9 protein-coding genes and 1 pseudogene are annotated in these 12549 nt (G+C 68.2%); 3 read left to right on the top strand and 7 right to left on the bottom strand.

What is annotated here, in order from left to right:
* Window positions 1-72 precede the first annotated feature (72 nt).
* The 3 genes from BU28_RS25250 to BU28_RS0105325 are packed head-to-tail and all read left to right on the top strand — an operon-like array spanning window position 73 to window position 4549.
* Window positions 73-1935 carry a c-type cytochrome gene (locus tag BU28_RS25250; RefSeq protein WP_028718550.1) on the top strand — a complete coding sequence of 621 codons (1863 nt, stop codon included), beginning with the start codon at window positions 73-75 and terminating at the stop codon, window positions 1933-1935.
* A 29-nt stretch (window positions 1936-1964) separates the two neighbouring features.
* Complete coding sequence (locus tag BU28_RS22070) at window positions 1965-2906, top strand: catalase family protein (RefSeq protein WP_051577769.1); 942 nt, start codon at window positions 1965-1967, stop codon at window positions 2904-2906.
* Window positions 2903-4549 carry a peroxidase family protein gene (locus tag BU28_RS0105325; protein ID WP_028718549.1) on the top strand — a complete coding sequence of 549 codons (1647 nt, stop codon included), beginning with the start codon at window positions 2903-2905 and terminating at the stop codon, window positions 4547-4549. Before BU28_RS22070 ends, BU28_RS0105325 begins: the two co-directional genes overlap by 4 nt.
* 4 nt (window positions 4550-4553) lie before the next feature.
* Here BU28_RS0105325 and BU28_RS0105320 read toward each other — a convergent pair whose 3' ends face one another.
* The 7 genes and pseudogenes from BU28_RS0105320 to BU28_RS0105295 all read right to left on the bottom strand — a co-directional run bounded on the left by BU28_RS0105320 (window position 4554) and on the right by BU28_RS0105295 (window position 12536).
* Window positions 4554-4739, bottom strand: a complete 186-nt coding sequence (locus BU28_RS0105320) for a DUF3008 family protein (protein ID WP_028718548.1) — start codon at window positions 4737-4739, stop codon at window positions 4554-4556.
* Window positions 4740-4759: 20 nt separating this feature from the next.
* A complete protein-coding gene (locus tag BU28_RS22065; RefSeq protein WP_036762057.1) occupies window positions 4760-5071 on the bottom strand; it encodes a DUF2934 domain-containing protein in 312 nt (103 codons plus the stop codon).
* An 18-nt stretch (window positions 5072-5089) separates the two neighbouring features.
* Window positions 5090-7147: a glycogen debranching protein GlgX gene (gene glgX, locus BU28_RS0105310; protein WP_028718547.1), complete on the bottom strand. Its 2058-nt coding sequence runs from the start codon at window positions 7145-7147 to the stop codon at window positions 5090-5092.
* A 384-nt stretch (window positions 7148-7531) separates the two neighbouring features.
* A pseudogene (locus BU28_RS24480) lies at window positions 7532-8290 on the bottom strand (sugar phosphate nucleotidyltransferase); the annotation flags it as partial.
* 160 nt (window positions 8291-8450) lie between these two features.
* Complete coding sequence (locus tag BU28_RS22060; protein ID WP_051577767.1) at window positions 8451-9635, bottom strand: polysaccharide pyruvyl transferase family protein; 1185 nt, start codon at window positions 9633-9635, stop codon at window positions 8451-8453.
* An 88-nt stretch (window positions 9636-9723) separates the two neighbouring features.
* Window positions 9724-10980: a glycosyltransferase gene (locus tag BU28_RS22055; protein WP_051577765.1), complete on the bottom strand. Its 1257-nt coding sequence runs from the start codon at window positions 10978-10980 to the stop codon at window positions 9724-9726.
* Complete coding sequence (locus BU28_RS0105295; protein ID WP_028718546.1) at window positions 10977-12536, bottom strand: hypothetical protein; 1560 nt, start codon at window positions 12534-12536, stop codon at window positions 10977-10979. Before BU28_RS0105295 ends, BU28_RS22055 begins: the two co-directional genes overlap by 4 nt.
* Between the last annotated feature and the right edge of the window lie 13 nt (window positions 12537-12549).

The following is a 12549-nucleotide window of genomic DNA, read 5'->3' as shown; positions in this document are numbered from 1 at the left end:
CAGCCTTACTCAGTATCCGTCGGCCGGCCGGGCAGGCTGGCCGACAATTTGACCCTTGTTCGGAACGGTTCCATGCGCACGGGGAAAGCATCTTGCCTTGCGGCCGGCCTGGCCATCGCGGTCCTGCTGGCTGGCCCGGTGGCGGCCCAGCCCGAAAACGACACCCCCCCTTGCGAGGCGCGCGAGGCACTGGCCCATGCGCTGGCCCGCAACCCCGACCTGCGCTGGCCCCAGATCCGCGCCGCCTGCAACCAGCGGATCGCCGAGGCGCGGGCCGCCGACCCCGTGGGACGCGCCTGGTTTGCCAATGCGGCGAACGGGTTCGAAGGCGTTCCCCTGGTCCTGCTGAAGGTGCTGCCCGACCTCGCCCCTGAAATCTGGGGCCGGCCCGAGGACTTCTTTTCCGGTTTCGGCCTGTTTCCCGACCCGGACATTCCCGACCGCATCCTGCCGCGCGGCCTGGGGGTCGCGGGGGACGGCCGCCCCCTGGACGACCAGGGGCGGCCCCTGGGCGAAATCGACTATGGCGCAAAGGGAAAGCCGCTGTTCGTCACGCTGGCCTGCGGCGCCTGCCACAGCGGAGAGGCCGAGATCGACGGCCGCCGCATCGTCTATGACGGCGCGCCGAACACCCGGTTCGACGTGCGCAAGTGGCGGGCCGCCTTCAGCGCGCTGCGCCAGGACTATCTGTCCGACGAACAGATCGGCACCCGGGACAAGCCGGGCGAGACCACCCGCCGGCTTCTGACGCTGGTCGCCGCCAAGCCCGCCGGTTTCTTTGCCCGGGGACTGCCCGGCATCCCCGAGGACCGCGTGGCCCCCGTGGACGCGGGGCAGCGCGCCATCTTTGCCGCCGCGGCCCCGCAGATCCTGTCCGCCTTAGCCAAAGGCAGCGAGATTCGGGCGGCGGCCGTCGCGCTGCAACAACGCGCGGGGTCAAGCTATGGCCACCCGGATTCGCCCGGCCTTGCCGGCGAAAGCGCCGGCCAGTCGGACGGCAGCGGCGATCTTCTGGCAGACCTGCTGGCCGCGCAGGCGGCCGACCGGCTTGACGCCCTGCAGGCCGACCCCCTGCCCGAAGCGCTGCCGCGCTTTGCCACGGTGACGGACATGCCGGCGGTCTGGAACCAGGCGGACCGCACGACCGGGCAATGGGACGGCAGCGTGCTGGACCGATTCTGGCGCAACATCGCGGCCCAGTTGCCCATCGTCGGCAAGCCCGGCAGGCTGGACCTGTGGAACGCCGCGCTGGCCGGGGAATACCTGACCACCCTGCCCTCGCCGCCCTGGCCCTTTGACGTGGACCTGCCCAAGGCTGCGCAGGGCGAGGCGATCTTTGCCCGGAACTGCGGCACCTGCCACCGGCCGCGCAACGACAGCCGCTATCCCCAGATCGGCACCGATGCGAACCGCGCCCGCGTGCTGAACGCTGCCGCCAGCCAGGTGCTGTTGCAGGGGTTCCGCGCCGCCTGCCACGACCCGGATTTCCACTATCAGGACCGGCTGGGCCGCCGCGTGGCGCCCTGCGCCATGCCCGATTACCGCGTTCTGCGCGACACGGTCCGGCCGGCGAACCAGGGCTACCTGGCCCCGCCGCTGGACGGGATCTGGCTGCGCGCGCCCTATCTGCACAACGGATCGGTCCCGACGCTGGCGCAGCTTTTGCAGCCCGCGACAAGGCCCGCGCGCTTCCTGCGCGGCGCCATCGCCTATGATGGCGCGGGCATGGGCTGGGTCTGGCAGCCCGACCAGCGCGAGCGGCTGGCGCCGCGTCATCCGACGCTGTGGGTCCACGACACGGGGCGGGACGGGCTGGGCAACGGCGGCCACGACACCGACCTGATGATCGACGGCCGCCTGCACCGGCTCGACTGGTCCGACCCCGCCCATGCGGCCGAGTTCGAGATGCTGATGGAATACCTCAAGACCCTTTGACCCTTCCCCCGCCAGGCACGAGGCCCGCCGTGATCCAGCAAGATGCCCAGACCGTCGCCGATATCCAGATCCAGATCATGCAAGCCACGGCCCCGCATTTGCGCGGGCAGCATCCCAAGATGCACGGCTGCGTCGCCGCCCTGTTCGAGGTCCTGCCGCTGCCGCCGCCGCTGGACCAGGGCCTGTTCGCCCGGCCCGCCCGGTTCGACGCGCTGGTGCGCCTTTCCAACGGCAGGGAAAGGGACGACCGCAAGCCGGATGCGCATGGCATGGCGATCAAGCTGCTGGGCGTTGCGGGCGAAAAGGCCATGCCCGAGGCGCCCGAGGGCGAACAGGATTTCATCCTGGTGGACAACCCGGTGTTCTTCATTCGCAACGCGGCGGATTATGCCCGCTTCATGGCTCTGGTCGCTGCCGACAGGAAGGCGGAGTTCCTGGCCTATCTTCACCAGACCCACCCCGAGGATGTTGCCGTGCTGACGTCATTCGCGCAGCACATCCAGGCCGACCCGCTGTCGGCGACCTATTGGGGACAGGTGCCCTATGCGCTGGGACCGGACCCCGCCACCGCCTGCCGCTATCGCGCGGTGCCGCGCGTGCCCGCCCCGGACGACAGCCCCGGCGCCACGCCCGATTACCTGCGCGAGCGGATGGTGGCGCGGCTGGCGCCCGAGGCGTCGCCGGTGGTCTATGACCTTCAGGTGCAACTGCGCCAGGACGCCGATGCGGCGGTGATCGAGAACCCGACCGTCGAATGGGACACCCCCTTCGTGACCGTCGGCACGCTGACCATTCCGCCGCAGGAGTTCGATACGCCCGAACGCCGCGTCCGGGGCGAGGGCCTGCGCTTTTCGCCCTGGCACGCCCTGGCGGCGCATCGTCCCCTCGGAGAGATCAACGCCGTGCGGCGCGTGGTCTATCCGGCCAGCCAGGCGCTGCGCGCCGCCAGCAGCGGGAAGGCCGCGTCATGACCGCCACCGCCCGGCCTCACCCCCCGCGCGACACCTCGGCCGATGGCTGGGGCAACCGCCTGCAAGCCTATGCGCTAAGCCATTTTCCGGCGCTGTGGCGCGGCGTCATGGCAGTGCCGCCGCTGCGGCGCCTGGCCAACGACAAGATCGTAGACATGGCCGTGCGCCGTGCGCCCGCCCGCCCCATGGCCTTCGGCGCGATGACCGCGCGCGCAGACAGCGCGGCCAGTTGCAGCGCCGAATACACCTCGTGGGAAATGCTGACCGACCTTGGCTGGTACAAGCGCCACCTGCCGCAGGTTCCCCTGCGCACGGACCCGCCGCTTGACGACGTGGTCGCGCTGTTTCGGACCGATCCGGGCGGCGGCGTCCCGTCCGAGGACAGCAGCGTCCTTTTCATGTCCTTTGCGCAATGGTTCACCGACGGCTTCCTGATGACGGACGCGGTGGACCGGCGCCGCACCCACAGCAGCCACCAGATCGACCTGAATCCGCTTTACGGCCTGACGCGGGCCGAAACCGATGCGGTGCGCCTGCGCTCCGAGGAACGGGGGCGCCGCGGCCGGCTGAAGGTCGAGCGGATCAACGGCGAGGACTTCGCGCCCCGGTATTACGACGACGCCGGCAACCCTCGCGCCGAATTCGCCGCGCTGCGCAAGCCGCTGCGTCTGGACGAATGGCGATCCAAGGCGCCACCGGACCGGGACGAGGCGGTCAAGGCAACCCTGTTCGCCTTCGCGGGCGAGCGGGCGAACAGCACGCCCTATACCGCCATGCTGAACACGCTGTTCCTGCGCGAACACAACCGTCTGGCCGGCGTGATCGAGACGGCCCACAGCGGCTGGGACGACGAGCGCGTGTTCCAGACCGCGCGCAACGTGACCATCGTCCTGCTGATCAAGATCGTGATCGAGGAATACATCAACCATATCTCGCCCTATCATTTCCAGCTGACCGCCGATCCGGCCGTCTGCTGGCGCAAGTACTGGAACCGGCAGAACTGGATTCCTTTGGAATTCAACATGCTTTATCGCTGGCACAGCCTGACGCCGGACCGCTTTGCTATAGCCGGTCAGGAGATCCCGGCAACTGACCTGCTGTTCAATCACCAGCCGCTGGTGCAGCATGGGCTGAATGCAATGATGCAGGCGGCAAGCAACCAGCGCGCCCGCCAGATCGGGCTGTTCAACACGCCCGATTTCCTGATCCCCGTCGAGGCGAGCACCCTGCAGCAATCCCGAGACCAGCGGCTGGCCTCGTATAACGACTACCGGCAGGCCTTTGGCTATGGTCGGGTCAGGCGGTTCGACCAGATCACCGGGGATCCGCGCCGGATCGAGGCACTTCAGGCGCTTTACGGCGACGTGGATCAGGTCGAGTTCATGGTGGGACTGTTCGCCGAGGACATCTCGCCCCGCTCGGCGGTGCCGCCGCTGATCGGGCGAATGGTGGCTCTGGATGCATTTTCGCAGGCGCTGACCAATCCCTTGATGGCGGAATGCGTGTTCACGTCGGCCACCTTTTCGAAACCCGGATGGCGGACAATCCACGAAACCCACCGCCTGCAGGACATTGTGGACCGCAACACGCCACCCGGGACGACCCCGCCCCGGGTTACGATGACGCTGCCGCCCGCGACCTGAGCGGTCAGTCGCCCTTGTGCTCGGGCTTGCCCTCGCGCTTGGTATGGGCCATGTCCTTCAGCTCCTGCTCGGTCATGGACTTCTCCATTTCCCTGGACGCGCAGCGCAGTTCGCTTTTGGGCGTGTCCCCGCGCTTGGCCGACAGGGCGGCCCCTGCGGCCTTTTGCTGGGCCTTGGATTTGGCGGGCATGGCTTTGCTCCTGTTCCGACTCAGCCGCGCTTGGCGCGACCCGTTTCGGCGTTCAGATAGGGGGTCGGGCCGTCGTCGCCCTTGAGCATCGACTGCTCGACCTCGTCGGGCGAGGGTTCGGAGCCGCTGGCAAGGTCGATGCCGCTGACGGCGGCGGCCGATGCGGCAGCGGCCGGATCCTCGGCGGTGCTGTCGGATTGCGCCGGGTCCGACCCGCCCTGCAACTCCTGTCGGGCGCGGCTCCAATGCTCCTCGGCGCGGCCCTCGGGGCGCCCCTCCTCTTCCCAAAGCTGATGGGCGCGCTGGCGGATCCTGTCTTCTTCCTGATCCATGGTCTCTCCTCCTCGGGGTTAGGGAACGGATGCGCCGGTCAGGGCGACGACGCCCTGCCAAGGCAAGGGGATGGTGCCCTGCACCGTGTCGTTGCAGGCGATGTCGGGGGCCGCGGTATCGATGCGCCGCACCCAGTCGCCGGAAGGCAGGGTAAAGCTTGTATCATCGCCCGCGTTGACCAGCAGCAGGACAGGCACGCCGCCCGGCGGAGTGAACACCAGGCCCATGCAGCGCAGTTCGGCGTCCTGCCAGTCGCCTTCGGTCATCTCGCGCCCCTCGGGGTGCAGCCAGGTGGCGGTGGGCTGGCCTTCCTCTCCGGCAACGAAGCGAGACTGGGCTAGGCCGATTTCCTGGCGGAAGGCCGTCAGGGCAGCCACGGCATCGCGGATTTCGGGGCGGGCCGCGTCCCAGTCGATCCAGGACAGTTCGTTGTCCTGGCAATAGGCGTTGTTGTTGCCCTGCTGGGAATGGCCCAGTTCGTCGCCCGCCAGGATCATCGGCACGCCTTGGGACAGAAGCATCGTGGCCAGCATCGCCCGCACCCGGCGCAGGCGCGCAGCCAGGATGCCGGGATCGTCGCTGGGCCCCTCGGCCCCCAGGTTGTCGGACAGATTGTTGTCGTGGCCGTCGCGGTTGTCCTCGCCATTGGCCTCGTTGTGCTTGTCGTTGTAGCTGACCGTGTCCCACAGGGTGAAGCCGTCATGTGCGGCGACGAAGTTCACGCTGGAGGTCGCGGGCCGGTGGCTGTGGTTGAACTGCACGGGCGAACCCAGCAGGCGCTCGGACAGCGCCGGCAGCAACCCCGGATCGCGCCGCCAGAATCCGCGCACGTCGTCGCGGAACTTGTCGTTCCATTCCCGGAACGGCCAGCGATAGCCGCCCACCTGATAGCCGCCGTCGCCCACGTCCCAGGGTTCGGCGATCAGCTTGATGCCGTTCAGCACCGGGTCCTGCCGGATCGCGTTGAAGAACGACCCGTCGCGCTCGAACCCCTCGGCCTCGCGCCCGAGCGTCGAGGCCAGGTCAAAGCGGAACCCGTCCACATGCATGGTCTGGACCCAGTAGCGCAGGCTGTCCATGACCATGCGCAACACCATCGGATGGGCCACGTTCAGCGTGTTGCCGGTGCCGGTGGTGTCGAAGCTGTGGCGCGGATCGTCGGGCGAGAGCAAATAGTACGAGGCGTTGTCGATGCCCCGGAACGACAGGGTCTGGCCCAGTTCGTTGCCTTCGCAGGTGTGGTTGTAGACCACGTCCAGGATCACCTCGATCCCGGCGGCATGCAGGCGGCGGATCGCCTGCTTGATCTCGCGGATCTGGCCGGATTGCAGATAGGGGGCATGGGGCGCAAAGAACGACAGGGTCGAATAACCCCAGTAGTTCGACAGGTTCTTTTCGACCAGATAGCGGTCGTTGGCAAAGGCGTGGATCGGCAGCAGCTCCAGCGTGGTCACGCCCAGCCGGTGCAGGTGGTCGATCACCGCATCGCTGGCCAGCCCGCGAAACGTGCCGCGCTCGGCCTCGGGGACGGCGGACAGGCGTTGGGTCAGCCCCTTGACATGGGCTTCATAGATGACGGCCTGTTGCCAGGGCGTGCGCAGCGCGCGGTCGCTGTCCCAGTCGAAATCGGCATCGACCACCACCCCTTTCGGCATGAAGGGCGCGCTGTCGCGTTCGTCAAAGCTCAGGTCGTCCTGGCCCACGACATAGCCGTGCAGCGCATCGTCCCAGCGGATCGCGCCGCGCAATTCGCGGGCATAGGGGTCCAGCAGCAGCTTGTTCGGGTTGAATCGGTGGCCCTGTTCGGGCGCATAGGGCCCATGCACCCGATAGCCATAGACCTGCCCCGGCATGACGCCCGGCAGATAGCCGAACCAGACGCCGCCCTCCATCTCGGGCAGGTCGACGCGATGCAGTTCCTGCTGGCCTGTCTCGTCGAACAGGCACAGTTCGACGCGGGTCGCATGATCCGAGAACAGGGCGAAGTTCGTGCCCTCGCCAAGGAACTCGGCCCCCAGCAGATCGGAACGGCCGGCGCCCAGATCGAAATCGGCGGGGCGGTTGGTGTCGCGCATTCCTGTCACTCCGTTCAAGCCACGATGCGGCGGGTCGGGACGGCGACCGGCGCCATCAGCCGTCGCGTCGCCTCGCGCCGGTCCAGCATGGCCTGGGTGACAAGGGTGGTGCCCTGTGCATCGCGGCGAAACCAGGGCAGGTCGTCGTCCGGGTCCTCGCCCGCCACCAGCCCCGGCGGGATGCGCGTTCCGGGCGCGACGATGCAGTTGACCAGCCGGGCCGAGGCGGGGACCCACGCCCCCGGGCATCATGATGCTGCCCCGTCCCAGGGACCATTCCGCCTGAGGCGCATCCTGCGGCAGCCGGGCGGGTGCCCGGTCCAGAAAATCCAGATGCGCGCAGCGCAGCGCCGTCAGCGTGCCCACGTCGCGCCAATAGCTTTCGCCCGACGGGCCGGGGGGCAGGCGAAAGGCCGCGGCCTCGCCCCGGGCCACGGCCTCGGGGATCAGATCGTGGCCGAAATCCAGCGCCTCCGGCTGACCGCTCAGGCGGTCGCGCAACCAGGCCGCGTCGAACAGATAGATCCCCATCGACACCAGCGCGCTGTCGGACTGACCCGGCATGGCCGGCGGATCGGCAGGCTTTTCCAGGAAGGCGGTGACGCGCCCGCCGTCATCGACCTGCATCACGCCAAAGCCCTGCGCGTCGAGTCGGGGAACGACGTCGACGGCGATGGTGACGGCGGCGCCCGAGCGTTCGTGGGCCTGCACGAGCGCGCCATAGTCCATGTCATAGATATGATCGGCGGCCAGCACCAGGACGTGGTCCGGCCCGCAGGCCTCGATCCGGGACCAGTTGCAGCGCACGGCGTCGGCCATGCCGCGATAAAGCCCGCGCCCGTCGCTCAGTTCGATCCCTCCGGCCGGGAAATGGCGGCCCCAGCGCTCAAGCAGGTGACGATGCAGCGTCGCAGGGGCGAATTGCGTGGCGACCACCAGGCGTTCCAGCCCCGAGCGCACCACATTGGCCATGACGAAATCGACGATCCGGTTGCGGCCCGCAAAGGGCACGGCGGGCTTGCTTTCGTTCGTCGTCAGCTCATGCAGCCGGGACCCCTGCCCTCCGGCCAGCAGGACGGTCGCCGTAGAGTTCTGGGAAAGACGGGAACGGGTGGCAGGCAGACAGGCAAATGAATCGGTCACCGGCGAATTCCTTTGGCTTGGGGCTGAACCGCCGGCGAACCGACGGACAACCGCGCAACCCCTGTGTGAACCGCCTGTTCCCTGAAGCTATCAAATGTTTATCAGGTTTGCGTGACCCCCGGGATAGTCCCGAGGGTCGAGGCCAAGACTGTCCCGGACGTCAGGCGACTTCGGCAGGCTTCGGCGCGGGTTGTGCCGCCGCTGCAATGTCCTCGAGCCAAGCCACGGGCTTGAGGCCGGTACCGCGCAGGAATTCGATGTAGCGGGCGCATTTCATGGCCCGGAAACGGTCGTATTCCGCGCCGTCGAACTTGACGAGCTGCTTGAGCCGCGCACGGGTCAGGGGCTGCTTGAGGTCCTGGGCCCGCAGATAGGGCACCCCGGTTTCGCGGCACATCTCTTCGGTGCGGGTGTCGATGGTGACGGTGCAGGCCATGCGTTCCGCCTGGATCGCCAGCTGCGCCCCGTGGAAGCGCGGGCCGATCAGCAGGTCATGGCGGCGCAGCTCGTCCATCCAGGCCGCCACGTCGTAATAAGAACGCGCATAGTTCCGCGCCCAGTCCTTGAACTGGTCGAGGGTGTAATGGGGGACGGTGTGGCGGTGGATGCGGGCCAGCGCATCGGGCTCGATCTCGTCGAACAGCCCGCGCGAGATCTTGATCATGTTGCCCATCGACTGGACGATGTAGACGCCGGGGAACTGCGGGTCCATCATCATGGCGATCAGCTGCTGCTCGATCTCACGCGTGTCGCGCCAGCTTTCGTGCCCACCTGCGACGGCGATCCGCTGCGGCAGGGGGTTCGCCTCCCAGTTCGCCTGGATGCGGCGTCCCAGGTCGGGCCGGGGGTTGATGAAATGGGAAGGGCAGCCGTTCGCCAGAGTATCGGCGCCGGTCAGCTTCTTGATCTGTTCCGAGGTGTAGGGGCCGCGGGTATAGATGTTCTGGATGCCGTGCTTGCGCCCGTTCTCGATCAGAACGTCAAGCCAAGCGCGGGTGCCCTCGGTCAGCTCGACGTCTGCGCCGAATTCGCGCGCCTGGGCACCGAGCCCGATGGCCACGATGGGCTTTTCGACCTGCGAAAGGTTCTTGGCGAGCCCGCCCAGATCCGTGTGCTTGCCCAACTGGTTGGCGCAGGGGATGACAACGAAATCAACGGCCTTGTTCAGAACCTCGGGCCGGGTATGCCACGGAAAATACAGTACTTCGGCATCGATCTGGGTTCGCACGGCATGCACGAAGGCAAGGTTGCCGTTGTTATGTCCAACCTGCCTGTAAAGCTTGTCAAAATCCGAATTGGAATAAAGCCCACAGTTTGCGCTTTCCCACAAAAGTCCAATTTTCATTATCGCATCTCCTTATAGATTGCGGTGTTCGTGTCCGTGGCGGGCGTTGCCGGAAATGTATCAGGGGCGACGGTCTCGCCGACCGTCACTACGCCGCCCCCTCGCGCAGGACGCGCGCCGGGGTCATGCCGCAGGCCTCCACCCATTCGGCGTGGAAGCCAGCAAGGTCCAGCGGCGGGGTGATCCGGGCCTTGTGGTCGCGCAGCACGTCGGGCCGGGCGTGGACCGACAAAATCGCCTGGGCCAGCGACGCGGGGTCGGCGGTGCGGAACGGGATGCCCCAGCCTGCGGTCTTCTCGGCCATGCCGCCGATGTCCGAGGCGATCATGGGCGTGAACGCCGCGCGCGCCTCCTGGATCACCACGGGGCTGTTCTCCCACCACACCGAGGGAATGACGATCCAGCCGTAGCCCCGCATGATGTCGACGCAATCCTGCGGGCGATAGCGGCCGCGAAAGCGCACGCAGTCGGGAATTTCCAGCTTGGGCCAGAGCCGGGTGAAGCCTTCTTCGTCGACGCCGTGGATATCGATGTCCAGGGGCACCTCGGTCTCGGGCATGCGGGCCTCGATCAGGGCGGCAGCCCGGATCAGCACGTCCAGGCCCTTGGTCGGCGTGGCCTGGCCGAAGAAGGCGAAGCGGCCGGACTTGGCCAGCAGTTCGGCCTCGGTCTCGGGGGGGTATTCGGCGTGGTGGTCCAGGCCGTTCTCGATCACCGCGATGCGGCCGGGCGCGATGCCCCAGTCCTCGAAACGGTCGCGCAGGAACTCGCTGGGCGACAACAGGTGGTCGAACAGATCCAGCATCTCGATCATGCGCGCCTTGCGCAGCACGAAATCGACCGGCGGCCGGCCGAGGCAGGCTGCGCAGGCCACCTCGGCCGAGGCATGGCACAGTTCGCCCGAACGCTTGACCATCTGGCCGTGATTGGCGCAGATCGCCGTCAACTCGTGCAGGGTGCAGATGAACCGCGCCTTGGGCAGGGCCGCGCGAAGCCGCCGGATGGTGCCCGCGCCGATGTTCCAGAAATGATGAAAGTGATAGACCTCGGCCTGGAAGGCGGACAGGAATTCGACGATCCAGTCCTCGTCCTCGATCCGGGCCTGCTCCATCTGGAAGGCGTCCATGCCGCGCCCCTGCAGGCAGAAGTCGCGCGGGTCGAAGCTGATGACCTGCTGGCCGGGGCCGAAGAACTTGGCGCTGTCCTCGGGACCGATGGTCGAGCCGACGAAATAGGCGTCCTCGCCCAGGGACAGCAGGTGCTGGAACTGGCGATAGGCCGCGACTTCGCCGCCGCCGTAGCGCAGGTTCGGGTGGGAATGGGATACAACGACGATCCGGGTCATGCGGCAGACAACGCCTCCATCAAAGCGCGGCTTTCCGCGTCGAACGTGTGCAGGTCCAGCCCGCCGGGCAGGGGCTGGTTCAGGGGGCCGGACTTGCCCGCGAAATGCCGCGTCGGGGCGAGCCCCTCGGCATGGGCCGCGCCGGCGCCCAGCAGGTGGCGCGCGATGTCGCGCAGACGCGCCTCCTCGGTCAGGTAGGCGCGCGGGGCCTGGGCCAGCAGCGGCCGCAGCAGGGCGGTCGGCGCGCTGAGCGCGAAGGCCAGCTGGTCGCGCAGGAAGCGCTGCCCGGGATCGCCCCCCGCCACGGCAAAGATCGGGTCCAGGATCGACAGTTGCACCGGCTGGCGCCGCAGGGTCGCGTCGAACACGCGCGCATCCTCGTCCAGCTGGAACAGGGTCGAACTGCGGCCGTAAAGCGCCAGTTCGGCCATCGGCACCTCGCGGTCCAGCGCCATGCCGGTGCCGCGCAGGACCAGTCCTTGGGGCAGGTCGCGCTGCGCGCCCTCGACCGCGGCGGCCAGGGGACGGGTCAGGCCGGGGCGCAGCAGGAACAGTTCGAGCGGCCGGTCCAGCCGCAGGCCCACGCGGCGCAGCACGTCGCGCAGGTCCGCATCGGGCAGATCGTGGTCCAGGACCAGCAGCACCCGACCCGCCCGAACCGGCGCCACCCCGGACGGCGGCTGCCAGGCGGGCAGAGGCTCCAGCATGGCGCGGCGCAGGCGCGTCTGGCGGGTGGGGTCGGGCAGTTCCAGCTGGACCTGACAGGTCTGGACCGCCAGCGCGGCCGCGGGGGTGGGTTCGGCGGCGACAAGGACGCCCGCGGCGGCATGCTGGCCGGGGATCAGGAACAGCACGCGCACCGGGCCGCTGGCAGGCTCGGCCAGAAGGAAGCTGCCGCAGAACCCGTCCGTTCCGCTGAAGCGATAGCGCGTGGCATAGGGTTGCAGGTCCGCGCGCGGCAGCGCACCGGGCATCAGTTCGACCCGGCACAGCTGCCGGTCGTCCATGGCCAGGGCGGTCAGCGCCTCGGTCTGGCCCTGGGCCGGCATGAACCAGCCCGAAACCAGCCCCTGCCCCGCCTCGCCCACCAGGCAGCGGTCGGTACCCAGACCGAAATCGTCGCTTTCGCGCGCGAGCAGCGGCGCAAAGCGCAGCCGGGTCATCACCGCCTGCGCCGTCTCGCCCTTGGGCGCGGTCAGCGTGCCCTGCCCGACAAGGCGCAGCCAGGCGAAGAAGACCTCGTCCACGCCGACCTCGATCAGGCGCAGCTCGTCCGTCACCAGCCGTTCGGGCGAAAGCTCGGTGAACTCGTGCCCGGTCCTGAGATGGATCGCGGCGTTTCCGGGCAGGTCCAGCCCGCCAAGGTCGAAGACCGCCAGATACCCCATCGGCTCGGCCGTGCGCAGGTCGCGCCGCGCATGGCGCGTGACCAGCACGGGCGACAGCCGCGCATCCTCGGCATGAAGTTCGAGGTCAAGCCAGGGGTCCGCGCTCCAGCCTGCCAGGACAAGGATGGCCCGGGCGTCGGCAAAGCAGAAATCCATGTTAAGGCCCATGTCCAGGCTCCTT

The sequence above is a fragment of the Paracoccus yeei ATCC BAA-599 genome, assembly GCF_000622145.1.
Lineage (GTDB): Bacteria > Pseudomonadota > Alphaproteobacteria > Rhodobacterales > Rhodobacteraceae > Paracoccus > Paracoccus yeei.
The sequence above is the reverse complement of the archived record's forward strand: the minus strand, read 5'-3'. Positions and strand labels throughout refer to the sequence as shown.

Bases quoted from the DNA above. Each gene is read 5' to 3' on its own strand.
- BU28_RS0105320 (WP_028718548.1), bottom strand. From the start codon at position 4,739: ATGCCCGCCAAATCCAAGGCCCAGCAAAAGGCCGCAGGGGCCGCCCTG.
- BU28_RS22055 (WP_051577765.1), bottom strand. From the start codon at position 10,980: ATGACCCGGATCGTCGTTGTATCCCATTCCCACCCGAACCTGCGCTAC.
- BU28_RS0105325 (WP_028718549.1), top strand. From the start codon at position 2,903: ATGACCGCCACCGCCCGGCCTCACCCCCCGCGCGACACCTCGGCCGAT.
- BU28_RS0105295 (WP_028718546.1), bottom strand. From the start codon at position 12,536: ATGGGCCTTAACATGGATTTCTGCTTTGCCGACGCCCGGGCCATCCTT.
- glgX (WP_028718547.1), bottom strand. From the start codon at position 7,147: ATGCGCGACACCAACCGCCCCGCCGATTTCGATCTGGGCGCCGGCCGT.
- BU28_RS25250 (WP_028718550.1), top strand. From the start codon at position 73: ATGCGCACGGGGAAAGCATCTTGCCTTGCGGCCGGCCTGGCCATCGCG.
- BU28_RS22060 (WP_051577767.1), bottom strand. From the start codon at position 9,635: ATGAAAATTGGACTTTTGTGGGAAAGCGCAAACTGTGGGCTTTATTCC.
- BU28_RS22065 (WP_036762057.1), bottom strand. From the start codon at position 5,071: ATGGATCAGGAAGAAGACAGGATCCGCCAGCGCGCCCATCAGCTTTGG.